Here is a 23,506-nt window from a genome sequence, read left to right on the forward strand (position 1 = left end):
AAATGAAGGGCCCCGTTGTCCACAGGGCCCTTCATTAATACGACTACTGGCCTTGATGTGGCTACTGGTCGTCCCGCTCGCAGACGAAGATCGCCGTCCCCGGGATCAGGTTCCCCCGCAGCGGGGACCAGCCGCCCCATTCCTGACCGTTCCAGGCCGGCCACTCCGGTTCGACCAGGTCCACGAGCCGGAAGCCACCGGCCACCACGTCCCGCACCCGGTCCCCGACGGTCCGGTGGTGCTCCACGTACACGGCCCGGCCCTGCTCGTCCTGCTCGACGTACGGCGTGCGGTCGAAGTACGAGGCGGCGACCGAGAGGCCCTCCGGCCCCGGCTCGTCCGGGAACGCCCAGCGGATCGGGTGCGTCACCGAGAACACCCAGCGGCCGCCCGGCCGCAGCACCCGGCGCACCTCGCGGAAGACCCGCACCGGGTCGGCGACGAACGGCACCGCGCCGTACGCCGAACACGCCAGGTCGAAGGAGCCGTCCCGGAAGGGCAGCGCTCCCGCGTCCGCCTCCACCAGCGGCACCTCCCCGCCGATCCGCAGCGCGTGCTGGAGCTGCCGGTGCGAGAGGTCGAGGGCCACCGGCCGCGCCCCCTGCGCCGCCAGCCAGCGCGAGCACTGCGCCGCGCCCGCGCCGATCTCCAGGACGTCGAGGCCCTTCAGCGAGGCCGCCGGCCCCAGGAGCCCGGCCTCGGCCTCGTCGAGCCCCTCGGGGCCCCACACGAACCGGTCGTCGCCCAGGAAGGAGCCGTGCTCGCTCTGGTACTCGTCGGCGTTCCGGTCCCACCAGCCGCGGCTCGCCCGGCTGCTCTCCGCGTCCCCCGCGTCACGCCGGGTCGCCTCGGCCTCGTCGGCCTCCCCGTCGACCGCGTCTTCGTGTCCGTACTCTTGGTTCATCTCGCCCGCCGATGTAGTTTGCGCTCAGTGCAGCCGTGCGGCGGACCCCGCCATGGTGGCGCAAAAGGCATGAGTGGTGCCGGAATTGAGTGGATCTGCCTCGGGTGCGCGCTTCGCGCATTGACCCTGTCCGGCCGCCCCCGTATGCTAAAGGTTGCGCTGCGGGCCTGCGCGCCTCAGACGGAGCAGGCCGCGCTCGTACCTGTTGTATGTCCCCTCGGTTTTCGAGGTTCCCTCCCGTTCGCGGAAGGGCGCTTCATTGGCTGTCCGGCTTCTTGGTGCGATACGGGCTCTCGGCGTAGCAGTACCTACGACTTTCTGTCCGTAACCGGAGCCCTTTCCCACATGACGAGCAGCACCGAGACCACCGCCACCACCCCGCAGGTTGCGGTCAACGACATCGGTAACGAGGAAGCCTTCCTCGCCGCGATCGACGAGACGATCAAGTACTTCAACGACGGCGACATCGTCGACGGCGTCATCGTGAAGGTCGACCGGGACGAGGTCCTGCTCGACATCGGTTACAAGACCGAAGGTGTCATCCCGAGCCGCGAGCTCTCGATCAAGCACGACGTCGACCCGAACGAGGTCGTCAAGGTCGGCGACGAGATCGAGGCCCTTGTTCTCCAGAAGGAGGACAAGGAAGGCCGCCTGATCCTCTCGAAGAAGCGTGCCCAGTACGAGCGCGCCTGGGGCACCATCGAGAAGATCAAGGAAGAGGACGGCATCGTCACCGGTACCGTCATCGAGGTCGTCAAGGGTGGTCTCATCCTCGACATCGGCCTCCGCGGCTTCCTCCCGGCCTCCCTGGTCGAGATGCGTCGTGTCCGCGACCTCCAGCCCTACGTGGGCAAGGAGCTCGAGGCGAAGATCATCGAGCTGGACAAGAACCGCAACAACGTGGTCCTGTCCCGCCGCGCCTGGCTGGAGCAGACCCAGTCCGAGGTTCGCCAGACCTTCCTCACGACCCTCCAGAAGGGTCAGGTCCGCTCCGGCGTCGTGTCCTCGATCGTCAACTTCGGTGCCTTCGTGGACCTGGGTGGCGTCGACGGCCTCGTCCACGTCTCCGAGCTGTCCTGGAAGCACATCGACCACCCGTCCGAGGTCGTCGAGGTCGGCCAGGAGGTCACCGTCGAGGTTCTCGACGTGGACATGGACCGCGAGCGCGTCTCCCTGTCGCTGAAGGCGACGCAGGAGGACCCGTGGCAGCAGTTCGCCCGGACCCACCAGATCGGCCAGGTCGTCCCGGGTAAGGTCACCAAGCTGGTTCCGTTCGGTGCGTTCGTCCGCGTGGACGAGGGCATCGAGGGCCTGGTCCACATCTCCGAGCTGGCCGAGCGCCACGTGGAGATCCCGGAGCAGGTCGTCCAGGTCAACGACGAGATCTTCGTCAAGGTCATCGACATCGACCTCGAGCGTCGTCGCATCAGCCTCTCGCTGAAGCAGGCCAACGAGTCCTTCGGTGCCGACCCGGCCTCGGTCGAGTTCGACCCGACCCTGTACGGCATGGCCGCGTCCTACGACGACCAGGGCAACTACATCTACCCCGAGGGCTTCGACCCCGAGACCAACGACTGGCTCGAGGGCTACGAGGCTCAGCGCGAGGCCTGGGAGACCCAGTACGCCGAGGCGCAGGCTCGCTTCGAGCAGCACCAGGCTCAGGTCATCAAGTCCCGCGAGGCCGACGAGGCCGCCGCTGCCGAGGGCGCTGCCGCCCCGGCCGCCGGCAACGCCGGTGCGGGCATCTCGGGCGGTTCGTACTCCTCGGAGTCGGACGACAACTCCGGCGCCCTGGCGTCGGACGAGGCGCTCGCCGCCCTGCGCGAGAAGCTGGCCGGCGGCCAGAGCTGAACAGGCTCTCCGCTGAGCGCTAGCCGCTAGCGAATCCGAGGCCCGTTCCCCTTCGGGGGAGCGGGCCTCGGTCGTTTCCCCGAGCAGCCCGACCCCACCGCTCCCGCCCGGCCGCCGCCGGCGCCGCCGAGTTCCTCCGCCGGAAGATCGCCGCACCGGGAATTGCCGTGCCGCACACGGCGTTTCCAAAGAGAACACGAGGAGGAGCGGTAATCGTGCTTGATCCCCAGGATTTGTACGAATGGGACCCGAAGGGCGTGGCCGTCGTCGACCTGGCCCTGGCGCAGGAGTCGGCCGGACTGGTCATGCTGTACCACTTCGACGGCTACATCGACGCGGGCGAGACCGGTGAGCAGATCGTCGACCGGTTGCTCGACACCCTCCCGCACCAGCTGGTGGCCCGCTTCGACCACGACCGGCTCGTGGACTACCGGGCCCGCCGCCCCCTGCTGACCTTCCGGCGCGACCGCTGGACCGCGTACGAGACGCCGTCCATCGAGGTCCGCCTCGTACAGGACGCCACCGGCGCGCCCTTCCTCGTCCTCTCCGGCCCGGAGCCGGACGTGGAATGGGAGCGCTTCGCCGTCGCCGTCCGGCAGATCGTCGAGCGCCTCGGGGTGCGCCTCTCCGTCAACTTCCACGGCATCCCCATGGGCGTCCCGCACACCCGCCCCGTCGGCCTCACCCCGCACGGCAGCCGCACCGACCTCATGCCGGGCCACCGCAGCCCCTTCGACGAGGCCCAGGTCCCCGGCAGCGCCGAGTCCCTCGTCGAGTACCGGCTCACCGAAGCCGGCCACGACACCCTCGGCGTCGCCGCCCACGTCCCGCACTACGTGGCCCGGTCCCCGTACCCGGACGCGGCCCTGACCGTCCTGGAGGCCGTCACCGCCGCCACCGGCCTCGTCCTCCCGGGCGTCGCCCACTCCCTGCGGACCGAGGCCCGCCGCACCCAGACCGAGATCGACCGCCAGATCGGCGAGGGCGACGAGGAGCTGGTCGCGCTCGTCCAGGGCCTCGAGCACCAGTACGACGCGGCGGCCGGTGCCGAGACGCGCGGCAGCCTCGTCGCCGAGCCGGTCGACCTGCCCTCGGCCGACGAGCTGGGCCGCGAGTTCGAGCGCTTCCTCGCGGAGCGGGAGGGCGACTCCTGACCCCGTCGGGGCAGGCCCTAAGCTGCCGCTCATGCTGAAGGTGGGCCTGACCGGCGGGATCGGCGCCGGCAAGAGCGAAGTGTCGCGGCTGCTCGTCTCGTACGGAGCCGTACTGATCGACGCGGACCGGATCGCGCGCGAGGTCGTCGAGCCCGGAACCCCGGGGCTCGCGGCCGTCGTCGCGGCCTTCGGGGACGGCGTCCTCACCGAGGAGGGGACGCTGGACCGGCCCAAGCTCGGCTCCATCGTGTTCTCCGACGCGGACCGCCTCGCCACCCTCAACGCCATCGTCCACCCCCTGGTCGGGGCCCGGTCGGCGGAGCTGGAGAGCCGCGCCGGCGCCGGGGACGTCGTCGTCCACGACGTGCCGCTGCTCACCGAGAACGGACTCGCGCCGCTGTACGACCTGGTCGTGGTCGTGGACGCCTCCCCGGAGACCCAGCTCGACCGGCTGGTGCGGCTCCGCGGCATGGCCGGGGCCGAGGCCGAGGCCCGGATGGCGGCCCAGGCCACGCGCGCGCAGCGACTGGCCGTCGCGGACCTCGTGATCGACAACGACGGACCGCTCGACGCGCTCGAACCTCAGGTGCGGAAGGTCTGGGACGAGCTGGAGCGCCGCGCGAAGGCCACCGAAGACTAGGGCCTCGTCCTGTCGGGCAGGCCCGGAGCCTTTCGGATCCGGTCCCGCGAGCCCGGCGTGATCCGAGGGGCAGGCCTCTGGGGGCGTCTTCCGGTGGAATGCGGCCGCGGGGTCCGGTGTTCAACCACCGGATCGAGGGGAAGGATTCCATCGTGGCCGACAGGAACCCGGAAACGCACGTCATCGACTTCCGCGCCGCCGAGCACCTGCTGGCCGCGCGGGACCCTCGTGGGGCCGTGAAGCTGCTGGACTCGGTCATCGCCGCCCACCCCGAGAACACGGCCGCGCGCCTGCTGCGCGCCCGGGCGTTCTTCGCCGCCGCACAGCTCCGGCCCGCGCAGCTGGAGTTCGAGCTGGTCCTGGAGCGGGAGCCGGACAACGCCTTCGCCCACTTCGCGCTGGCCCGCACCTTCGAGCGCTCCGGGCAGACCGCCCAGGCCACGCGGCACTTCCGCCTCGCCGCCGCGCTCGACCCGAAGCCGGAGTACCTCCAGGCGGCGGGCTTCGACACGCGGAACTGAGACGGGCTGGCGGAACCGAGACGGGCGGGACGTCAGCGTCCCGTGCGGCCGTGATCGGGTTCGTACGGCGGGATGCCTCGGCCCGGCTGCCAGTGAGCGCCCTGGTGGAGGCGGTGCAGCACCACCGCCAGATCGACCGTGACGACCAGGAACAGCACTCCGCAGGCCGCCGCCCAGCCGGGGCGGCCCACCAGGGAGAACACGGTCGTGCCGAACGCCGCCCAGAGCAGTCCCCACACGCTCAGCCAGAACCGCAGGCGCAGGGCGCTGCGCGCGGTGGCCGGCTCGTTCCCCGATCGCATGACGGTCGCATCTCCCCTCGGAGTCCCGAGGCCACTTCCAGCATGTACCCCGGGCGGGGGAAAGGGAACGCCGGCCGGGCGGTCCGCGCCGGCTAGTGGATGACGCGGTAGCTGCGCCAGGGCAGGGTGTCGGGGACGATCCTGTTCCCGGTCCTGCTGGGCACGTAGGTGGAGACCTTCCCCCGGCAGTCACGGGTCGGGTACATCACGATGTCGACCAGGGTGTTGTTCTCGATCTTGGTGATGCCCGACGGCGCGAGACGGTGGCAGCCCTTCACCGACGGGCTGGTCACGGTCACCACCAGGTCGCGCTCCGTCTCGTACTTGATCGTGCCCACGGCGCTGCGGCCGAGACCCGAGCAGCCGGCGACGGCGAGAGTGAGCAGCACGGCCCCGGTGGCGGTCGTGAGACGCCGGCGAACGGACATGGCGGATCCTCTTCTGTCGTGTCGTGCGGACGTCTTCTGGCGTGTCGTGCGGACGTCGCGTCCTCGGACGTCCAGGCCACGATGACGCCTGCGCGGCCCGCTGTCATCCGCTGTTGGGCCACCCGGGGGAACCCACCCCGCGGCCGTTGTCAGACCCCACCCGTAAGGTCGGAGATCCAGTCGGAACCCCGCTCCGGGGCTCCGGCGGCCGAACGACGTCACACCCGGGAGGGGAGCGCAGCCGTGGCACACACCTGGATGACCAGCGCCGCCGTCTTCCTGCCCGCCGCCCTTCCCCGTGACGGCCGGGTCGCCTTCTGGGCCCCCGACGGCGGCGTGCCGCCGGACCCGGCGGTGAGCGGGGCGGAGCGGGTCGAGCTGACCGTGGCCCGGCGGCACGGCAGCGGTGCCCGGGGCCGCTCCGTGCCCGCCGTGACCCTGCCCGTCGAGGCCGCGCTGCCGCATCTCGTCGCGGCCCGCCACCACCCGGCCGCGCACCCCGCCACCGCCGGCTGGGGCGCCGCCGCCCTGCACGCCCTGCACCTGGCCGCGCGCGGGCGGCTGCTGCCCGGACTGACCGCCGACGACCTGGACGCCTGGCGGGCCGGACCGCTGGACGCCGAGGACATCGCCCATCTGCGGGCCGTCGCCGCCGCCCTGCCGTACGAGGGGTACGCCGTGCCGGTGCCGGGGCGCGGTCCGCTGCGGCTGCCCGAGCCCGAGGCCCTCGTGCGCGCCTTCCTCGACGCGGTCGCCGACATCCTGCCCCGGACCCCGGCCGCCGCCCACGCGGTCGGCGCGCCGTTCGCGGCGCGAGCCCCGCAGCATCTGCCCCGCGCGCGTGCCTGGGCGGCCGAGGCGGCGGCCGGGATGGACGCCGGGGTGCGGGTCTCGCTCCGCCTCGACCTGTCGCCGTACGAACTCTTCGACGCGGCGGACACCACGGACGCCGCCGGCCCGGGCGGCGAAGGAGACGGCGGGGAGCGCCACGCCGCCGCCGCGCTCCTCCAGATCCACAGCCTCGCCGACCCCACCCTCGTCATCGACGCCGCGGACCTGTGGGCGGGGGACGGCGAGCACTTCGGGCCCCGCGCCCGGATCGACGCCGTCCTCGCCCTGCGCCGGGCCGCCCGAGTCTGGCCCCCGCTCTCCCGTCTCCTGGAGCGGGACGTGCCCGACGTCCTCGCCGTCACAGAGGACGAGCTGTACGAACTGCTCGGCCCGGCCGCCGCCCGCCTCGCCGACGCCGGGGTCGCCCTCCACTGGCCCCGGGAACTCGCCCGCTCGCTCAGCGCCTCCGCCGTCGTCCGCCCCGCGCACACCGCGCCCGGCTCCGCCACCGACGGCACCTCCTTCTTCGACAGCGAGGAGCTCCTGCGGTTCGACTGGCAGCTGGCGCTCGACGGCGATCCGCTCACCGAGCGCGAGATGGACCTCCTGGCCGAGGCCCACCGGCCCATCGTGCGCCTCCGCGACCAGTGGGTCGTCGTCGACCCCGCCCTCGTCCGCAAGGCCCGCAAGCGGGAACTCGGCCTGCTCGAACCGGTCGACGCCCTCGCCGCCGCGCTCACCGGCACCGCCGAGGTCGACGGCGAGTCCGTCCCCGCCGTCCCCGTCGGAGCCCTCGCCGCGCTCCGCGACCGGCTCCTGGCCGGCCCCGAGGACGTGCAGGCACCCCCCGGCCTCACCGCCACCCTGCGCGACTACCAGCTCCGCGGCCTCGCCTGGCTGGACCTGATGACCTCCCTCGGCCTCGGCGGCTGTCTCGCCGACGACATGGGGCTCGGCAAGACCGTCACCCTCATCGCCCTCCACCTGCGCCGCGCCCGCCGCGCCCCCACCCTCGTCGTCTGCCCGGCCTCCCTCCTCGGCAACTGGCAGCGGGAGGTGCGGAAGTTCGCCCCCGACGTGCCCGTCCGGCGCTTCCACGGCACGGACCGGGACCTCGACGGCACCGAGGGCGGCTTCGTCCTCACCACCTACGGCACCCTGCGCACCAGCGCCGCCCGGCTCGCCGCGCGGGAGTGGGGGATGGTCGTCGCCGACGAGGCGCAGCACGTCAAGAACCCCTTCTCCGCGACCGCCAAGGCGCTCCGCGAGATCCCCGCCCCCGCCAGGGTCGCCCTCACCGGCACCCCCGTGGAGAACAACCTCTCCGAACTCTGGGCGCTCCTCGACTGGACCACCCCCGGTCTCCTCGGCCCGCTCAAGGCCTTCCGCTCCCGCCACGCCCGGGCCGTGGAGAACCACGAGGAGATCGAGCACGAGGAGGCCGTCGAGCGGCTCGCCCGGCTCGTGCGCCCCTTCCTGCTGCGCCGCCGCAAGTCCGACCCCGGGATCGTCCCCGAACTCCCGCCGAAGACGGAGTCCGACCATCCCGTCGCCCTCACCCGTGAACAGGCCTCGCTGTACGAGGCGGTCGTCCGCGAGACCATGGCCCGCATCGAGGGCGCCGAGGGCATGGCCCGCCGGGGCCTCGTCATGAGCCTGCTGACCTCCCTCAAGCAGATCTGCAACCATCCCGCGCAGTACCTCAAGGAACAGGCCCCGCGCGGCAGCGGCACCGCGCGGCTCGCCGGTCGCTCCGGGAAGCTCGCCCTGCTCGACGAGCTCCTCGACACGATCCTCGCGGAGGACGGGTCCGTGCTCGTCTTCACCCAGTACGTGTCGATGGCGCGGCTCCTCGCCGACCACCTGGCCGCGCGGGGCGTCCCCGCCCAACTCCTGCACGGCGGCACGCCGGTGGCCGAGCGGGAGCGGATGGTCGACCGCTTCCAGGCCGGCGAGGTCCCCGTCTTCCTGCTCTCCCTGAAGGCCGCGGGCACCGGCCTCAACCTCACCCGGGCCGGCCACGTCGTCCACTACGACCGCTGGTGGAACCCGGCCGTCGAGGAGCAGGCCACCGACCGGGCCTACCGCATCGGGCAGACCCAGCCGGTGCAGGTCCACCGGCTCGTCGCCGAGGGCACCGTCGAGGACCGCATCGCCGAGATGCTCCGCGCCAAACGGGCCCTGGCCGACGCCGTCCTCGGCTCCGGCGAGGCCGCCCTCACCGAACTCACCGACCGGGAGCTCGCCGACCTGGTGTCCCTGAGGAGGCCCTCGTGAACCACGCAAGGGGCGCCCGGGGCGCCGCCCCCCGGCACGACGACCGCCGTCGCAGCTTCCCGCAGGTCGCGCCGCGCTCGGCCCCCGACGGCCGGTTCGCCGCCACCTGGTGGGGGAACGCCTGGGTGGCCGCCCTGGAGGACACCGCCCTCGACGCGGCCCGTCTCGCAAGGGGCAAGGCGTACGCGGGGCGCGGCCACGTCGACGCGATCACGGTCACCCCCGGCCGGGTCGTCGCCTACGTCCACGGCAGCCGGCCCCGCCCGTACCGCACCGAGATCAGGATGCGGACCCTCGGCGACGACGGCTGGGAACGGTTCCTCGACGAGGCCACCGCCCGCCCCGACCACATCGCCGCCCTCCTCGACAAGGACGTGCCGCACGCCCTGGAGGCGGTCACCGGACTGCTGCCCGCGCCGGGCGACCTCGTCCCCGACTGCTCCTGCCCGGACGACGGTTACCCCTGCAAGCACGCCGCCGCCCTCTGCTACCAGGCCGCCCGTCTCCTCGACGAGGACCCGTTCGTCCTCTTCCTGATGCGCGGCCGCGGGGAGCAGGAGCTCCTCGCCGAACTCACCCGCCGCAACGCCGCCCGGGGTGCCGCCGAGACGGGCGCCGCCGCCCCGCCGATGCCCACGGTCCCCGCCCGTATCGCGCTCGCAGCGGCCACCGGGGCAGGACTCCCGCCGCTGCCGCCCGAGCTGCCGGTCCCGGACCGGCCCGGCCGCCCGGCCGTCTTCCCGCCGGACCCGGACGCCCCCGATCCGCTCGCCCTCGACCTCCTCGCCACCGAGGCCGCCGCCCGCGCCCACGCCTTCCTCGCCACCGGCCACGACCCGGTCGCCGCGCTCACGCCCTGGCAGGACGCGGTCCGGCTGGCCGCCGCGCACCCCGGCTCCGGACTCACCGCCTCGTCGCGCGCGCTCTACCGAGACCTGGCGGGCGCCCTCGACCGCACCCCCACGGAACTCGCCCGCGCCGTCGCCGCCTGGCGCCAGGGCGGCGCGGCGGGCCTCGCCGTCCTCGAAGAGCCCTGGGATCCGCCGGCCGGCCCGTTCGACCGGGCCAGACCCGCGCTGCTCGCCGCCGACTTCCCCGCCTTCCGCCCCTGGCGCAACCGGCTCTCCGGCGAGTCCCTCCAGCTCCGGCTCGGCCGCGACGGCCTCTGGTACGGATACGAGTCGGACGCCGGCCGCGAGGACTGGTGGCCGCGCGGCGCCCCCGACCCGGACCCGGTGGGCGCCCTCACCGAGCTCCTGGGGCGTTGACGGGCGTTGACGGGCGTTGACGGGCGTCGAGGGGTGTCGACGGGTGTCGGCAGACGTCGACGGATATTGACCAGACACTCGAACGGAATCCCACTCGATGGAGTGAAACCCGTCAATGTCCGGATCCGGCACGCACGTTTGTCGCGTTGATTCCGGTACGGGCACTTGCCCGTGCACACCTCCGGAAGGCAGGAAGCCATGAGGCAGATTCGCCGAAGTGGTCTGGCCACACTGTTGGTCACGGGCGGAGCGCTCGCCCTCTCGGCGGGCGCCGCGCACGCCGAGGCCGGCGCCGAGGGCGCCGCGGTCGGCTCGCCGGGAGTCGGCTCCGGCAACACGGTCCAGCTGCCGGTGCACGTGCCGGTCAACGTCTGCGGCAACACGGTCAACGTCGTCGGACTGCTCAACCCGGCCTTCGGCAACAGCTGTGCCAACCGCTCCGCCGAGCGCGAGACCGGAGGCTACGGGGACGAGAAGGGCGGCGGCTCCCACAAGGACATGCCCGCCACCCCGCGCGGCGGCGAGCAGGCCGGCGGCTCCCAGACCGGCTCCCACGGCGGCGGCTCCTCCAACGGCGGCGGGTCCACCGCCGAGACCCACGCCCAGGGATCCCCCGGCGTGCTCTCCGGCAACGGCATCCAGCTGCCCGTCGACCTGCCCGTCAACGTCAGCGGCAACTCGGTCAACGTCGTCGGACTGCTCAACCCGGCCATCGGCAACACCGCGGTGAACGGCCCGGCCAAGCCCCAGCAGCCGATCGAGACGCCGACGCCGCGCCCGCAGACCCCCGTGCGGAACGTGCCGGGGCCGCGGGCCGAGACCGTGCCCCCCGCCCCGGCCCCCGTGCCGCAGGGCGAGACGAGCACGGCCTCGCTGGCCGCCACGGGTTCGGACGCCATGGGCTACGCCGGTTCCGTGAGCGCCGCGCTGCTCCTCGGCGGCGCCCTGCTGTACCGCCGTGGACGCCACGTCGGCGACCAGGCCTGAGGATCGGTTCCCCGCGGCCCGGCCGACGCGGGCTGACGCCCGAGCCGTCAGCCGCGTTCCCGGCCGCTCGTGGTGCCGCCGCCCTGGCGCCAGGTCCGGAGCACCGCCTCGATGGCGGGCGCGACCCTCGTCCGGGCCTGGTGCCGGGGAACCCCCTGCATCAGCAGGGAGTCGTACGGCGTATCGACATGCCGTACGGAGGCTCGTACCGCGGCGGTGACCGCGCCGCGGTCGAGCGAGCGGCCCGCGGCCGTGCGCCCCACCCGTCCGCTGCCCTTCGCCGAGGCGTGGACGGCGATCTCCGTGGCCCGGTCCGCCGGGCAGGACGGGAAGAGCCGCAGGATCTCGGCCAGGAGCGCCGTGGTGATCTCGGCGTCGGCGGCCGCGCGCCGCACCGCGTCCCGGGCCCGCCGCGCGGCCCGCGCCTCGGCGTCCACCAGGCAGGCCCGTTCCGCCTCCGCGAGCGCGGCCTCCTCGACGAGCAGGCCCTGACGCTCGTACCGCGTACGGCGCCGGTTGTGCCGTACGACCACGGCCCAGAGCGTGCTGGCCTCCCGGGCGCGGCGCGTGAGCGCCGTGTCGCCCCGGCGCAGGAAGACCAGATGGCCGAGGTCGGCGCAGTCCAGACAGACCGGCGCGTTGTACTCGACGATCATCCGGTCCAGCGGCCCCCGGTGGCATTCCGAGCAGCGCCGGCGCCGGAGCGGCTCGACGACGACGGGCGCGACGAGGTCCACGGCCGGTCCCGCTCAGCGGACGCCGGGCGCGGCGGCGGCGACGAACAGGGCGAGCGCCTCCTTGGCCTGCTCGGAGCGGCGGGCGCGGTCCGCCTCGTCGACCGCCTCGTGCATGCAGTGGGACTCCACGAAGGCCGCCTCGGCGAGTCGCCGGGTCTCCGGGTCGTCGCAGACCAACTGGACACGGAAGAGGGCCTGTCGGGCAGCGGTGCGCTGCCGGTAGGAGGCGTGACGGGACTCCTCCGCCTCCTCCGAGCCGGGATGCGCGAGGGCCCGGAACCAGCGGTCGTTCTGGCTGTGCCGGTAGTCGACGACCGCGCCCGCGAAGGCGCTGTAGGTCTCGATCCGCTCCTGCCGGAGCTGCTCGGTGCGGGCGAGCGCGGCCGTGCGCTCGGTGGCCCGCGCCTGGAACCAGTGCGTGAAGACCACGCCCAGCAGGGTTCCCGCCACGGCTATCAGCGCCGCATCCATGACCGGCCGCCCTCCCCGTACTCCTCGGCCTTCAGACCCGTAGATCATGACAGCACAAGGGGTCCGACGTCACTGCCGGTAGCCGCTCAGGAATCGGCCGATGCGGCTGACGGCGGCGTCGAGGTCGTCGACGTACGGCAGGGTCAGGATGCGGAAGTGGTCCGGACGCGGCCAGTTGAAGCCGGTGCCCTGCACGACCTGGATCTTCTCCCGCAGCAGCAGGTCGAGGACGAACCTCTCGTCGTCGTGGATCTTGTGCACGGCGGGGTCGAGGCGGGGGAAGGCGTACAGCGCGCCCTTCGGCTTCACGCAGGAGACGCCAGGGATCTCGTTGAGCTTCTCCCAGGCCCGGTCGCGCTGTTCGCGCAGTCGGCCGCCCGGGGCGCACAGCTCGTGGATCGACTGCCGGCCGCCGAGCGCGGCCTGGATGGCGTACTGGGCGGGGGCGTTGGGGCAGAGTCGCATGGAGGCCAGCATCGTGAGGCCCTCCAGGTAGTTCCTGGCGTGCTGCTTCGGACCGGTGACGACCAGCCAGCCGGAGCGGAAGCCCGCGACCCGGTAGGTCTTGGAGAGGCCGCCGAAGGTGAGGACGACCAGGTCGGGGGCGAGGGAGGCGATCGGGTGGTGGACGGCCTCGTCGTAGACGATCTGGTCGTAGATCTCGTCGGCGAGGACCATGAGGTTGTGGCGGCGGGCGAGGTCGAGGATGCCGTCGAGGACCTCCTTCGGATAGACCGCGCCGGTGGGGTTGTTGGGGTTGATGACGACGACGGCCCGGGTCCGGTCGGTGATCTTCGACGCCATGTCGTCGAGGTCCGGGTACCAGTCGGCCGACTCGTCGCAGAGGTAGTGCACGGGCTTGCCGCCCGCGAGGGTCGTGACGGCCGTCCACAGGGGGTAGTCGGGGGCCGGGATCAGGACCTCGTCGCCGTCCTCCAGGAGGGCCTGGGTGGCCATCGAGATGAGTTCGGAGACGCCGTTGCCGAGGTAGACGTCGTCGACGTCGACCTCGGTCAGGCCCATCGACTGACAGCGCTGGGCGACGGCGCGGCGGGCGGACAGGATGCCGCGGGAGTCGGTGTAGCCATGGGCCTTGGGGAGCATCCGGATCATGTCCTGGACGATCTCCTCGGGCGCCTCGAAGCCGAAGAGCGCGGGGTTTCCGGTGTTGAGGCGCAGGACGCTGTGGCCTGCCTCCTCCAGGGCGTTGGCCTGCTCGATGACCGGGCCGCGGATCTCGTAGCAGACCTCGCTCAGCTTGCTCGACTGCCGGAACTCCATGCGCCGACCTCCCCAGAAGTGTTGTTGCTTGGTTTTACCAAGTTCGAGCTTGGAAAGTCCAACAACATGTCTAGACTGCGTCGCATGCCACGTCAGCCACGCCGCCGCAGCTACGACCAGCACTGCGCCGCCGCGCGCGCCCTCGACCTCGTCGGCGACCGCTGGACCCTGCTCGTCGTCCGCGAACTCCTCGCCGGGCCGCGCCGCTACACCGACCTCCACGCCGACCTGCCCGGCGTCAGCACCGACATGCTCGCCGGCCGCCTCAAGGACATGGAGGGCGCCGAACTCGTCACCCGGCGCCGACTGCCCCCGCCCGCCTCGGCATACGTGTACGAACTCACCCCGCGCGGACGTGACCTGCTGCCCGTCCTGCGCGCCCTCGCCGCCTGGGGCGCGCCCGAACTCGGCGAGCCGCGCCCCACCGACGCCGTCCGCGCCCACTGGTACGCCATCCCGCTCCTCGGCACGCTGGCGGAACTCGGCGCGGGGGTCGTCCAAGTGGCCCTCGACGAAGGAGAGTTCCACGTACGCATCGGGGCCGACGGGAGCGCGGCCTACGGGGACGGACGGGTGGACGCCCCCGACGCCCGGCTGCGGACCGACACGACGACCTGCAGGGCCCTCGCCGCGGGGGAGCTGACGCTCGGCGAGGCGGTGGAGTCGGGCCGCGCGGTGCTCGAACGGTCGGCGCCGGTGGCCGCGCAGGTCTGAGGTCAGGCCCGCGCGGCGAAGGGGCGGTTCACGACTGCGCGGCCAGCGCCTTCGCCAGGCGGTCGCGGGCCGCGGTCTGTGCCGCGATGCGCGCGTCGATCACGGCGAGGCGCTCGCGGGCGATCTCCAGGGCGCGGGCGGACGGCGGAACCGCGGAGACGTCCCCGTCCAGACAGGTGCGGAAGGCGGAGACGTCGTCCAGCGTGAACCCCGCGTCCAGCAGGTACCGGATGTTCGACACCCGCGTGACGGCGGTCTCCTCGTACACCCGGTACCCGTTGGCCGCGCGGACCGACGCGATCAGCCCCGCCTGCTCGTAGTGCCGCAGCGCACGGGCCGACACCCCGGTCCGCCGGGCCAGTTCACCGATGCGCAAGGACGTCACCTCCTCGCGCAGTCGTATCACGAGACCAGCGCGCCCCCGTCGACGGGCAGCACGGTGCCGGTCAGGAAGGCGGCGTCCGGGGCGGCGAGCGCCGTGATCGCCCAGGCGACCTCCTCCGGCCGCCCGACCCGCCCCAGCGGGGTGTGCGCCAGCTGCCAGGCCCGCACCGCCTCCCGCCGCTCGGGAGTGAGGCCCATGTGGTCCGCGATCGGGGTCTCGATCGCACCGGGCGCGACCGCCACGACCCGCACGCCGGCCGGCGCGAGCTCCACCGCCCAACAGCGGGTCAGGGTCTCCAGGGCGCTCTTGGTCGCCGGATAGACGGAGTTGCCGGGCCAACCGCGCTGGCCGATCGTCGTCGTCACGTTCACCACGACGCCCCGGGACTCCCGGAGCGCGGGGACGGCCGCCTGGGTGAGCAGGACCGGCGCGACGAGGTTCGTCTCCAGGAGCGGGGCGATCACGGAGCGGTCGAGGGTCCCGAGCGGGCCGCCGGCGGAGATCCCGGCGTTGTTGACGAGGACGTCGAGCCGGCCGTGGTCCGTCAGCGCGGCGCGGACGATCTCCTCGGCCGCGCCCTTCGCCGTGACGTCGGCGGCGAACGGGAGGATGCCCGGGTGACCCTCGGCGGTCTCCCGCAGCGGCTCCTCCCGGCGGCCGACGGCGACGACCGTCGCCCCCTGCGCGGCGAACGAGCGCGCGGTGGCCCGGCCGATGCCGGTGCCCGCGCCGGTGACGACGACGACCCTGGTGGGTGTGGTGGTGTCCATGGACCCGATGGTCGGACCCTGCCGCCAGTGGCAGGGTCAAGCCCGGATCAGCGCTCGGGGCAGAGGAACTCCAGCCGGTTCTCGTGGCAGTCGGCGACGTAGAAGCGGCGGTGGCCCGGGAAGTTGTCGTCCCACGTCACCTCGACACCCAGGCCGGTCAGCCGCTCGGCCAGCCCGTCGAGGTCGGCGACCAGGATGCCAGGATGCCCCTTGCGGGCCGGCCGGAAGTCCTCCTCGACGCCCAGATGGATCTCCAGCGCGTCCGAACGCACCCACAGGCCGCCGCGCGCCGCGAGGACCGGCGGCTTCCGGATCTCGGTCATGCCCAGCACGTCCACGTAGAATCGGCGGCACACCTCCTCCTCGCCCGGCGGCAGGGAGAGCTGCACATGGTGCAGCCCGAGGCCGAAGGGCGTCGTCGTCTCCGTGGTCTCGTAGGGCAGTGCTTCCTGACGCAGGCTCATGGGAAAACGAGTCCTCTCCTCCGTGGGTGCCGTGCGGTCACGCGGCCAGGCCACCGTAATGCCGGGGGTGTCGGCCGTTACGCGTCAGGGGGGAGCGACGGGCAGGATGAGCGGGATGCGATACGAGGCGATCACCTGGGACCGGCTGGCGGAGGCACTCGCCGGCCACCTCGACACGTCCGCCGCCGCGGCGGGCGACGCCTGGCTCAAGGTGGGCGTCGACGGGCCGCCCGCCGCGCCCGGGGGCGAGCTCGCCGAGCTCCTCGCCGAGGCGCTGCGCACGCGCGGGCGGGCGGTCCACGTCGTGGGGACCGGCGGCTTCCTGCGGCCCGCGTCCCTGCGGTACGAGTACGGCAAGCAGGACCCCGACGCGTACTACAGCGGGTGGACCGACACCGGGGCCCTGTGGCGGGAGGTCTTCGGCCCGCTGGAGCCCGGCGGCAGCGGGCGCGTGCTGCCGGACCTGTGGGACCCGGCCACGGACCGCGCGACCCGCAGCCCGTACGTCACGCTGCCCCCGCGCGGGGTGCTCGTGCTGCACGGACCCTTCCTGCTCGGCCACTGGTTCCCCTTCGACCTCACCGTGCACCTGCGCCTCTCGCCCGCCGCCCTCGCCCGGCGCACGGAGGAGTCCTGGACCCTGCCCGCCTTCGCCCGGTACGAGACGGAGGTCGGCCCCGCCGAGGCGGCGGACGCCGTCGTACGGGCCGACGACCCGCGCCACCCGGCCTGGACGGGGCTGCGGCCGTAGCGCCCGGCTCCAGGGCCGAGTCCGGTCCCGGCCGCCCGACCTTCAGACCGCCTGACCTCCCGGCCGTCCGGCTCCAGGCCCAAGTCCGGGCCTCGGTCGCCCGGCCGTCCGGCTCCAGGGCTCCGTCCGGCTTCCGGGCCGTCCGCTCGGGCCCTCGGCGACGTCCCGGCGTCACCGAAAGCCCGGGCCCTCCGGCGGTCTGCCGCCGATCGTGGTGACCGCCTCCGCGCCCGCGCGGCAGCCCGCCTCAGCCGCCCGCACCGGATCCGCACCCATGAGCCGCGCGGCCAGGAACGCCCCGGTGAACGCGTCGCCCGCGCCCGTCGAGTCCACCGGCCGCACCGGCGGCGCCGTCACCCGCGCGATGACCGTGCCGCCCTCGGCGACCAGCGCGCCCGCCGCCCCGAGGGTGACCACGACCAGCGGGAAACGCCGGCTCAACTCCGCTGCCGCCGCCTCCGGTTCGCCGCACCCGGTGAGCGACCGGGCCTCGTCCGCGTTGGGCAGCAGTGTCCCGGCGCCCTCCGCCGCCGTGAGGAACCGGTCCGCCCCCAGCTCCGCCAGGAACCCCGCCGAGGCCGGGTCCACGCTCACCGGGACCCCCGCCTCCCGGGCGTCCCGCAGCGCCCGGCGGGCCGTCTCGCGGCTCGGCGCGGCGAAGAACAGGTACCCCGAGAGGTGCAGCCGGGCCACGCCGTCGAGCAGCCTCGCGGACCAGTCGGCGGAGGAGAGGCGCAGCGCGGCACCGCTGTCCGTCAGGAAGGTGCGCTCCGACGAGCCGTCCACCAGCGCGATCACGGTGGCCGTCGCCGCGTCCGCGTCGGGGACGAGCAGGGGACGCACGCCCGCCCGGCGCAGCGCCCGCTCGTGCCAGTCGGCCGCGTCCGTCCCCACCCGGCCGAGCAGCCGCACCTCGTCCCACCCCGAACGCACCGCCCAGCAGGCGGCGTTGGCCCCGGCGCCGCCCGGCAGGGTTCGGATCTCCGCCGCCGTGTCCGTGGCGGGAGCGAGCGGGGTCCGGTGCCGCGCGACGACGTCCGTGACCACGTCCCCGACGACCAGCAGCGCGCCTCCGGCCCGGGTCACCGGCCGTCTGCGCCGGCCGCCGACGGGTGGTGCGTCCCGGTGTCACGGGCGCCCGGGCCGGGAGCCGCCGCACCGCCGGAACCCGCACCCGTCCCCGTACCCGTGGCACGGCCCGGCCCCGCCCCCGCCGCGTACGCCCCCGCGATGCTCGCGGCGAGCCGCACATTGCCGCGTACCGCCGCGAGGTTGGCCTCCAGAGACGCTCCTTCCGTGTGCACCATCAGGTATTCGAGGAGGAACGGCGTCACCGCCTGCCCGGTGATCCCCTTCTCCTTCGCCGCCGCCAAGCCCCGCGCGAGCACCCGGTCGTGCAGCGCGGGATCCAACTGCTCGCCCGGCGGCACCGGGTTGGCCACCACGAGCGCGGCCCGCGGGCCGCCGAGCCCGTCCTGCGCCCGTATCACCCCCGCCACCTCCTCCGGGGTGCGCAGGGTCCAGTCGACGGGCTCGCCCGAGGAGGAGAGGTAGAAGCCGGGGAAGCGGTCCGTGCCGTAGCCGACGACCGTCACCCCCAGCGTCTCCAGGCGCTGGAGCGTCGCGGGCACGTCGAGGATCGACTTGACCCCGGCGCACACCACGGTGATCCCGACCCGGGCGAGCAGCCGCAGGTCGGCGGACTCGTCCTGCGTCTCGCTCCACTCGCGGTGCACGCCGCCGAGCCCGCCCGTCGCGAACACCCGTATGCCGGCCGCGTCCGCCAGCCAGGCCGTCGCCGAGACCGTCGTCGCCCCCGTGGCCCCGGTCGCCAGTGCGGGGGCCAGGTCGCGGTGGCCCAGCTTCCGCACCGACGGGTCCTCGGCGATGCGGGTCAGGGCCGCCCCGTCGAGGCCGATCCTGGCTGTGCCGTCGATCACCGCGATCGTGGCGGGGACGGCGCCCCCGGCCCGTACGGACTCCTCCAGCTCCGCCGCCACGGCGAGGTTGCGCGGGCGCGGCAGGCCGTGGGCGATGAGCGTCGATTCCAGCGCGACGACGGGCCGGCCCTCGTGGAGCGCTTCCCGTACCTCTTCGGACACCTGTGTGGACATGTGTGGTTCCTTGGCGCGATCACCGGCCCCGCAAACCTCGTTGGCGACCTCCTGCCACACCCAGGGCCCCTGCGGAATCCGCGACGGGGCGCCGGACGAAAACGGCGACGACGGCCGCGACACCCCTGGGGCGCTGCGACGGAGGGCCGGTGCGGATTTCGTCGCCACCCTCGCCCCTCGGCGTCACCCCTGGTCGGAGCCGAAACGGAGGCTGTTCTTCCATCCGATCCCGGCCTCGGAGGGCCCTCGGAGCCCGGCTACAGTCACCGCCCATGACGACTCATGACCTGCCTTCCTTCGCCGTGCACATCCCCGACGCGGAGCTGGAGGCCGAGCCCCTCGACCCCGGCCAGATCGTCTCCGGCACGCCCGAGGTGACGGGCAAGGTGCTGTGGGAGTCGGCCGACGGCAAGCAGCTGCGCGGCATCTGGCAGATCACGCCGGGCGTCGTCACCGACACCGAGGCCAACGAGCTCTTCGTGGTGGTCTCCGGACGGGCGACCGTCGCCGTCGAGGGCGGCGACACGCTGGAGATCGGCCCCGGTGACGCGTGCGTGCTGCGGGAGGGCGACCGGACGACCTGGACCGTGCACGAGACCCTGCGCAAGGCGTACCACATCAGCCTCTGAGGACCCTCCGAACCCCCGGGGCGAGCCCCTGAACTCCGGGCGGGAGAGGGGAAGTCGGGAGTCTGGTAGGAAACCTTCCTGTCCGCTATCCTCCCGGGCAGCGGCTCGGCGCGGCGCCCCCTCCGAGGGGCGTGACGCGCTCAGCGAGAGCTCTGACCCGGCCGCCGAGCACCACCCCGCCGTGTGGCGCCCGAATCGCCACCCGGTCGGTCGCCCGTGTCCGTCCCCCGCGGCACGGGCGCCCCGGCCCGCACCCCGCGGCCGGTCCGTGGTGCCCCGCACCGGTGTCCAGCTCTCGCCGACCCCCAGGCCAGGGAGCCCAGGTATGCGCCCGTTCGCCTCCGCCCCACCCCGCCGCACCACCGACCGACTGCCCCTCGTCCTCGCCGCCGTGCTGCTGCTCGTCGGCGGACTCCTGCTCGCCCTCCCGGACCGGGCCGGAGCCGCTGCCGACACCCTGATCTCCCAGGGCAGGCCGGCCACGTCCTCCTCCGTCGAGGACTCCACCTTCGGCCCGGAGAAGGCCTTCGACGGCATCTCCACCACCCGCTGGGCCAGCACCGAGGGCGTCGACCCGCAATGGATCAAGGTCGACCTCGGCCCCTCGGCCACCGTCTCCCGCGTCAAGCTCGTCTGGGAGGTCGCCTACGCCAAGGCCTACCGCGTCGAGATCTCCGCCGACGGCACCACCTGGACCCGCCTCGCCACCGAGACCGCGGGCAACGGCGGCACGGACGACTGGACCGGGCTCACCGGCACCGGCCGCTACCTGCGCGTCTACGGGACCGCGCGCGGCACCTCGTACGGCTACTCGCTCTACACGGTGGAGGTCTACGGCACCACCCCCACCACGCCCCCGCCCACCGGCTCCTTCACCGTCGTCGCGGCCGGCGACATCGCCGCCCAGTGCACCGCCTCCAGCAGTTCCTGCGCCCACCCGAAGACCGCCGCGCTGGCCCAGCGGATCGCGCCGTCCTTCTACCTGACGATGGGTGACAACCAGTACGACGACGCCCGTCTCTCGGACTTCCGCAACTACTACGACAAGTCCTGGGGCGCCTTCAAGGCGCAGACCCGGCCCGTGCCCGGCAACCACGAGTCCTACGACCCGGCCGGCGCGTTCTCCGGCTACAAGTCGTACTTCGGCGCGATCGCCTACCCCCAGGGCAAGCCGTACTACAGCTACGACCAGGGCAACTGGCACTTCGTCGCCCTCGACTCCAACACCTTCGACGACGCCGCGCAGATCCAGTGGCTCAAGGACGACCTCGCGCGGAACACCAAGGGCTGCATAGCCGCCTACTTCCACCACCCGCTGTACTCCTCCGGCGGCCACGGCAACGACCCCGTCTCCAAGCCCGTCTGGCAGATCCTCTACGGCGCCAAGGCGGACCTCGTCCTCAACGGACACGACCACCACTACGAGCGCTTCGCCCCGCAGGACCCGAGCGGACGCGCCACCGCCGACGGCATCGTCGAGATCGTCGGCGGCATGGGCGGCGCCGAGCCCTACGACATCGAGACGGTCCAGCCGAACAGCCAGAAGCGGATCAGCGGAACGTACGGCGTCCTGAAGCTGGACCTCACCGACACCACCTACACCTGGCAGTACGTCGGCACCGACGACCAGGTCAAGGACTCCGGCCCGACCTACACCTGCCACTGATGTACCTCGCGACCACCGGTCGCCGCGACGCGCCGCCCCGCCCCACCGGGGCTCGGCGGCGCGTCCCCGGCACCGTCCTCGTCCTCGGCACGGTCAGCCTCGTCACCGACGTCTCCTCGGAGATGGTGACCGCCGTCCTGCCGCTCTACCTGGTCCTCGGACTCGGCCTCTCCCCGCTCCAGTTCGGCCTCCTGGACGGCCTCACCACCGGCGCCACCGCGCTCGTACGGCTCCTCGGCGGCGCCGGCGCCGACCGCGGCGGCCGCCACAAACAGGTCGCCGGACTCGGCTACGCCCTCTCCGCCTGCTCCCGGCTCGGCCTCCTCCTCGCCGGCGGGGCGACCGGCTGGATCGCCGGGGCCCTCGCCGCCGACCGGCTCGGCAAGGGCGTCCGCACCGCGCCCCGCGACGCGCTCATCACCCTGCACAGCCCGCCCGAGGACCTCGGCCGAGCCTTCGGCGCCCACCGGGCCATGGACACCACCGGCGCCCTCCTCGGACCCCTCGCCGCCTTCGCCCTGCTGTGGGCGACCGCCGAGACGTACGAGACGGTCTTCGCCGTCAGCTTCTGCGTCGGCGCGCTCGGCGTGCTGGTCTGGCTGCTCTTCGTCCCGGGACGGCCGCGGGGCCCCGGCCGACAGCAGGACCCCGGCCGGCCGTGCGACCCCGCCCGGCCGCGGGACGACCGGGACACGCGGCCGAAGGCCCCGGCGGCGCCACGCGCGCGTGGCGGGCTCCTCGCGGCCCCGCGCTCACCCGCGTACCGCCGGATCGTGCTCTGCGCCGCCCTCCTCGGCGCCGCCACCGTCGGCGACTCCTTCCTCTACCTGCTGCTCCAGCGGCGCCTCGACCTCGACGCCGCCTGGTTCCCGTTCCTGCCGCTCGGCGCGGCCGCCGTCTATCTGCTGCTCGCCGTCCCGGCGGGCCGCCTCGCCGACCGCCTCGGACGCCGACGGCCCCTCCTGTACGGACACGGGGCCCTGCTCCTCGCCTACGGACTGCTCCTCGCCCCCGTGCCCGGCGCGGCGGCCCTCGTGGGCGTCCTCGCCCTGCTCGGGGTCTTCTACGCCGCCACCGACGGCGTCCTGATGGCCCTCACCGGACCGTTCCTCACCGAGGGGCGGCAGGCCGGCGGCCTCGCGGTCGTCCAGACCGCGCAGGCGCTCGCCCGGCTGGGCGCCGCCGTCGCCTTCGGTGCCGTCTGGACGGCGAGCGGACCGGAGACGGCCCTCGTGGCGGCCTCCCTGGCCCTCGCGGCCGCCCTGGGCTGCGCCGCCCGTCTGCTGCCGCCCGGGCCGACCCGCGGAGGGAGCACGGCACGGCCGCCCCGAGGGGAGCACGACGTGAACGCCCCTGAAGGGAGCACGACATGAACGTCCCCGCCTCCACGCGCGCGCGTGTGGGAATCCTCGTCCTCGCCCTCCTGCTGCTCGGCGGCGGAGCCACCGCCTACACCCTCCGTGCCGCCTCCGGGCGGGCCGCCGCCACCGGGACCGCCGAAGCCGGCTTCACCCTCGACGGCGGCACCGGTGCGCTCTACCTCCGGGACACCGCGAGCGGGCGCGTCGCGCGCGTGGACCCGGCCGCGCCCGGCGGCCGGGTGGCGGGCGGACCCTCCTGCGACCGCTTCCACGCGGCCGGTTCCACCGCCCTCTGCCTCCAGCGGCGGCCGGGCGTACCGGCCCGCTCGTACGTCCTCGTGCTCGACGGCCGGCTCCGCGAGACCCGCCGCATCGCCCTGCCCGGCATCCCCAGCCGGGCGAGGGTCTCCGCCTCGGGACGCATGCTGTCCTGGACGATGTTCGCCACCGGCGACTCGTACGCGCGCTCGGCCTTCTCCACCCGCACCTCGATCCTCGACCTGCGCACCGGCTACCTGGTGAAGAACATCGAGCAGATCCCGCTCATCCTCGAAGGCCGCCGCCACCACGCCCCCGACGTCAACTACTGGGGCGTCACCTTCGCCGCCGACGACAACCGCTTCTACGCCACCGTCTCGACGGGCGGCCGCACCCACCTCGTCGAGGGCGACATGCGGAACTGGTCCGCCCGGACCCTGCGGGAGAACGTCGAATGCCCCTCGCTCTCCCCGGACGGGACCCGGATCGCCTTCAAGAAGCGGGTCTCCGACGGCCCGCGCGAGCCATGGCGGCTGTACGTGTACGACCTGCGCACCGGACGCGAGCACCCCGTCGCCGAGCGGCGCGGCATCGACGACCAGGCGCTGTGGACGGACCCGAGGACCCTCGCGTACGGATACGGGGGAGCGGTCTGGTCGGTGCCCGCCGACGGCACGGGCGCCCCGCGGCGACTGGCCGCCGGGGCCTCGTCCCCGGCGGTGCCGCGCTGAGACCGGAGCGG

24 protein-coding genes are annotated in these 23,506 nt (G+C 73.9%); 13 read left to right on the forward strand and 11 right to left on the reverse strand.

All coding sequences use genetic code 11. The annotated features are described in order from the left end of the window. Positions 1–61: 61 nt before the first annotated feature. Complete coding sequence (locus tag ABZ318_RS13645; RefSeq protein ID WP_356902639.1) at positions 62–904, reverse strand: methyltransferase domain-containing protein; 843 nt, start codon at positions 902–904, stop codon at positions 62–64. Between the two features lie 345 nt (positions 905–1,249). Here ABZ318_RS13645 and rpsA point away from each other — a divergent pair, with 345 nt between their 5' ends. The 4 genes from rpsA (at position 1,250) to ABZ318_RS13665 (ending at position 5,070) form a co-directional block, all read left to right on the forward strand. Then, entirely contained in the window at positions 1,250–2,755 is a 1,506-nt protein-coding gene (gene rpsA / locus ABZ318_RS13650; RefSeq protein ID WP_030692649.1) for a 30S ribosomal protein S1, read from the forward strand. Between the two features lie 215 nt (positions 2,756–2,970). Next, on the forward strand, positions 2,971–3,909 hold the full coding sequence (locus tag ABZ318_RS13655; protein WP_356902640.1) for a PAC2 family protein: 939 nt from the start codon (positions 2,971–2,973) through the stop codon (positions 3,907–3,909). A gap of 31 nt (positions 3,910–3,940) precedes the next feature. Next, entirely contained in the window at positions 3,941–4,549 is a 609-nt protein-coding gene (coaE, locus tag ABZ318_RS13660; protein ID WP_356902641.1) for a dephospho-CoA kinase, read from the forward strand. Between the two features lie 152 nt (positions 4,550–4,701). Next, positions 4,702–5,070: a tetratricopeptide repeat protein gene (locus tag ABZ318_RS13665; protein ID WP_190157040.1), complete on the forward strand. Its 369-nt coding sequence runs from the start codon at positions 4,702–4,704 to the stop codon at positions 5,068–5,070. Positions 5,071–5,102: 32 nt separating this feature from the next. Here the strand turns inward: ABZ318_RS13665 and ABZ318_RS13670 are convergent, their stop codons facing one another. After that, complete coding sequence (locus ABZ318_RS13670) at positions 5,103–5,372, reverse strand: DUF6343 family protein (RefSeq protein ID WP_356902642.1); 270 nt, start codon at positions 5,370–5,372, stop codon at positions 5,103–5,105. Positions 5,373–5,464: 92 nt separating this feature from the next. Then, a complete protein-coding gene (locus ABZ318_RS13675) occupies positions 5,465–5,800 on the reverse strand; it encodes a hypothetical protein (protein WP_356902643.1) in 336 nt (111 codons plus the stop codon). A 258-nt stretch (positions 5,801–6,058) separates the two neighbouring features. Here ABZ318_RS13675 and ABZ318_RS13680 point away from each other — a divergent pair, with 258 nt between their 5' ends. The 3 genes from ABZ318_RS13680 to ABZ318_RS13690 all read left to right on the forward strand — a co-directional run bounded on the left by ABZ318_RS13680 (position 6,059) and on the right by ABZ318_RS13690 (position 11,163). Continuing rightward, positions 6,059–8,908, forward strand: coding sequence for a DEAD/DEAH box helicase (locus tag ABZ318_RS13680; RefSeq protein ID WP_356902672.1), 2,850 nt, complete (start codon positions 6,059–6,061; stop codon positions 8,906–8,908). Continuing rightward, entirely contained in the window at positions 8,905–10,176 is a 1,272-nt protein-coding gene (locus tag ABZ318_RS13685; RefSeq protein WP_356902644.1) for an SWIM zinc finger family protein, read from the forward strand. The genes ABZ318_RS13680 and ABZ318_RS13685 overlap by 4 nt, the downstream gene beginning before the upstream one ends. A 198-nt stretch (positions 10,177–10,374) precedes the next feature. Next, entirely contained in the window at positions 10,375–11,163 is a 789-nt protein-coding gene (locus ABZ318_RS13690; RefSeq protein ID WP_356902645.1) for a chaplin, read from the forward strand. Between the two features lie 47 nt (positions 11,164–11,210). Here ABZ318_RS13690 and ABZ318_RS13695 read toward each other — a convergent pair whose 3' ends face one another. The 3 genes from ABZ318_RS13695 to ABZ318_RS13705 all read right to left on the reverse strand — a co-directional run bounded on the left by ABZ318_RS13695 (position 11,211) and on the right by ABZ318_RS13705 (position 13,652). Continuing rightward, positions 11,211–11,900, reverse strand: a complete 690-nt coding sequence (locus tag ABZ318_RS13695) for a DUF2293 domain-containing protein (protein WP_356902646.1) — start codon at positions 11,898–11,900, stop codon at positions 11,211–11,213. A gap of 12 nt (positions 11,901–11,912) precedes the next feature. Beyond that, on the reverse strand, positions 11,913–12,371 hold the full coding sequence (locus ABZ318_RS13700; protein ID WP_356902648.1) for a hypothetical protein: 459 nt from the start codon (positions 12,369–12,371) through the stop codon (positions 11,913–11,915). Between the two features lie 69 nt (positions 12,372–12,440). After that, positions 12,441–13,652, reverse strand: coding sequence for a pyridoxal phosphate-dependent aminotransferase (locus ABZ318_RS13705; RefSeq protein ID WP_356902649.1), 1,212 nt, complete (start codon positions 13,650–13,652; stop codon positions 12,441–12,443). Between the two features lie 84 nt (positions 13,653–13,736). On the opposite strand from ABZ318_RS13705, the gene ABZ318_RS13710 reads away from it, so the two are divergent. After that, the gene (locus ABZ318_RS13710) at positions 13,737–14,366 is read left to right on the forward strand and encodes a helix-turn-helix domain-containing protein (RefSeq protein ID WP_356902650.1); all 630 of its coding nucleotides are present in this window, start codon (positions 13,737–13,739) and stop codon (positions 14,364–14,366) included. A 28-nt stretch (positions 14,367–14,394) separates the two neighbouring features. On the opposite strand, the gene ABZ318_RS13715 is transcribed toward ABZ318_RS13710, so the two are convergent. The 3 genes from ABZ318_RS13715 to ABZ318_RS13725 are packed head-to-tail and all read right to left on the reverse strand — an operon-like array spanning position 14,395 to position 15,985. Continuing rightward, positions 14,395–14,742, reverse strand: coding sequence for a MerR family transcriptional regulator (locus ABZ318_RS13715; RefSeq protein WP_356902651.1), 348 nt, complete (start codon positions 14,740–14,742; stop codon positions 14,395–14,397). 26 nt (positions 14,743–14,768) lie between these two features. Further along, a complete protein-coding gene (locus tag ABZ318_RS13720) occupies positions 14,769–15,521 on the reverse strand; it encodes an SDR family oxidoreductase (protein WP_356902652.1) in 753 nt (250 codons plus the stop codon). 47 nt (positions 15,522–15,568) lie between these two features. Continuing rightward, positions 15,569–15,985 carry a VOC family protein gene (locus tag ABZ318_RS13725; protein ID WP_356902653.1) on the reverse strand — a complete coding sequence of 139 codons (417 nt, stop codon included), beginning with the start codon at positions 15,983–15,985 and terminating at the stop codon, positions 15,569–15,571. A gap of 115 nt (positions 15,986–16,100) precedes the next feature. Between ABZ318_RS13725 and ABZ318_RS13730 the strand changes: the two genes are divergently transcribed. After that, complete coding sequence (locus tag ABZ318_RS13730) at positions 16,101–16,736, forward strand: uridine kinase (RefSeq protein WP_356902673.1); 636 nt, start codon at positions 16,101–16,103, stop codon at positions 16,734–16,736. A gap of 171 nt (positions 16,737–16,907) precedes the next feature. Here ABZ318_RS13730 and ABZ318_RS13735 read toward each other — a convergent pair whose 3' ends face one another. Together ABZ318_RS13735 and ABZ318_RS13740 are read right to left on the reverse strand one after the other, a co-directional pair. Next, the gene (locus ABZ318_RS13735) at positions 16,908–17,822 is read right to left on the reverse strand and encodes a sugar kinase (protein ID WP_356902655.1); all 915 of its coding nucleotides are present in this window, start codon (positions 17,820–17,822) and stop codon (positions 16,908–16,910) included. Then, positions 17,819–18,850 carry a pseudouridine-5'-phosphate glycosidase gene (locus ABZ318_RS13740; RefSeq protein WP_356902656.1) on the reverse strand — a complete coding sequence of 344 codons (1,032 nt, stop codon included), beginning with the start codon at positions 18,848–18,850 and terminating at the stop codon, positions 17,819–17,821. The genes ABZ318_RS13735 and ABZ318_RS13740 overlap by 4 nt, the downstream gene beginning before the upstream one ends. A 272-nt stretch (positions 18,851–19,122) precedes the next feature. On the opposite strand from ABZ318_RS13740, the gene ABZ318_RS13745 reads away from it, so the two are divergent. The 4 genes from ABZ318_RS13745 (at position 19,123) to ABZ318_RS13760 (ending at position 23,495) form a co-directional block, all read left to right on the forward strand. Continuing rightward, positions 19,123–19,479 (forward strand): cupin domain-containing protein, encoded by a 357-nt coding sequence (locus ABZ318_RS13745; RefSeq protein ID WP_093876650.1) that lies wholly within the window; start codon positions 19,123–19,125, stop codon positions 19,477–19,479. A gap of 325 nt (positions 19,480–19,804) precedes the next feature. Beyond that, entirely contained in the window at positions 19,805–21,145 is a 1,341-nt protein-coding gene (locus ABZ318_RS13750) for a discoidin domain-containing protein (RefSeq protein ID WP_356902657.1), read from the forward strand. After that, the gene (locus ABZ318_RS13755; protein WP_356902658.1) at positions 21,145–22,518 is read left to right on the forward strand and encodes an MFS transporter; all 1,374 of its coding nucleotides are present in this window, start codon (positions 21,145–21,147) and stop codon (positions 22,516–22,518) included. Before ABZ318_RS13750 ends, ABZ318_RS13755 begins: the two co-directional genes overlap by 1 nt. Next, positions 22,515–23,495: a hypothetical protein gene (locus tag ABZ318_RS13760; protein WP_356902659.1), complete on the forward strand. Its 981-nt coding sequence runs from the start codon at positions 22,515–22,517 to the stop codon at positions 23,493–23,495. The genes ABZ318_RS13755 and ABZ318_RS13760 overlap by 4 nt, the downstream gene beginning before the upstream one ends. Positions 23,496–23,506 lie beyond the last annotated feature (11 nt).

This window comes from Streptomyces sp. NPDC006197, assembly GCF_040613865.1.
In the GTDB taxonomy this organism is placed as follows: domain Bacteria; phylum Actinomycetota; class Actinomycetes; order Streptomycetales; family Streptomycetaceae; genus Streptomyces.

Coding starts and splice junctions, on each gene's coding strand:
- ABZ318_RS13645 (WP_356902639.1), bottom strand. CDS start 904: ATGAACCAAGAGTACGGACACGAAGACGCGGTCGACGGGGAGGCCGAC.
- rpsA (WP_030692649.1), top strand. CDS start 1,250: ATGACGAGCAGCACCGAGACCACCGCCACCACCCCGCAGGTTGCGGTC.
- coaE (WP_356902641.1), top strand. CDS start 3,941: ATGCTGAAGGTGGGCCTGACCGGCGGGATCGGCGCCGGCAAGAGCGAA.
- ABZ318_RS13670 (WP_356902642.1), bottom strand. CDS start 5,372: ATGCGATCGGGGAACGAGCCGGCCACCGCGCGCAGCGCCCTGCGCCTG.
- ABZ318_RS13675 (WP_356902643.1), bottom strand. CDS start 5,800: ATGTCCGTTCGCCGGCGTCTCACGACCGCCACCGGGGCCGTGCTGCTC.
- ABZ318_RS13680 (WP_356902672.1), top strand. CDS start 6,059: ATGACCAGCGCCGCCGTCTTCCTGCCCGCCGCCCTTCCCCGTGACGGC.
- ABZ318_RS13690 (WP_356902645.1), top strand. CDS start 10,375: ATGAGGCAGATTCGCCGAAGTGGTCTGGCCACACTGTTGGTCACGGGC.
- ABZ318_RS13700 (WP_356902648.1), bottom strand. CDS start 12,371: ATGGATGCGGCGCTGATAGCCGTGGCGGGAACCCTGCTGGGCGTGGTC.
- ABZ318_RS13705 (WP_356902649.1), bottom strand. CDS start 13,652: ATGGAGTTCCGGCAGTCGAGCAAGCTGAGCGAGGTCTGCTACGAGATC.
- ABZ318_RS13710 (WP_356902650.1), top strand. CDS start 13,737: ATGCCACGTCAGCCACGCCGCCGCAGCTACGACCAGCACTGCGCCGCC.
- ABZ318_RS13720 (WP_356902652.1), bottom strand. CDS start 15,521: ATGGACACCACCACACCCACCAGGGTCGTCGTCGTCACCGGCGCGGGC.
- ABZ318_RS13725 (WP_356902653.1), bottom strand. CDS start 15,985: ATGAGCCTGCGTCAGGAAGCACTGCCCTACGAGACCACGGAGACGACG.
- ABZ318_RS13730 (WP_356902673.1), top strand. CDS start 16,101: ATGCGATACGAGGCGATCACCTGGGACCGGCTGGCGGAGGCACTCGCC.
- ABZ318_RS13740 (WP_356902656.1), bottom strand. CDS start 18,850: ATGTCCACACAGGTGTCCGAAGAGGTACGGGAAGCGCTCCACGAGGGC.
- ABZ318_RS13745 (WP_093876650.1), top strand. CDS start 19,123: ATGACGACTCATGACCTGCCTTCCTTCGCCGTGCACATCCCCGACGCG.
- ABZ318_RS13750 (WP_356902657.1), top strand. CDS start 19,805: ATGCGCCCGTTCGCCTCCGCCCCACCCCGCCGCACCACCGACCGACTG.
- ABZ318_RS13755 (WP_356902658.1), top strand. CDS start 21,145: ATGTACCTCGCGACCACCGGTCGCCGCGACGCGCCGCCCCGCCCCACC.
- ABZ318_RS13760 (WP_356902659.1), top strand. CDS start 22,515: ATGAACGTCCCCGCCTCCACGCGCGCGCGTGTGGGAATCCTCGTCCTC.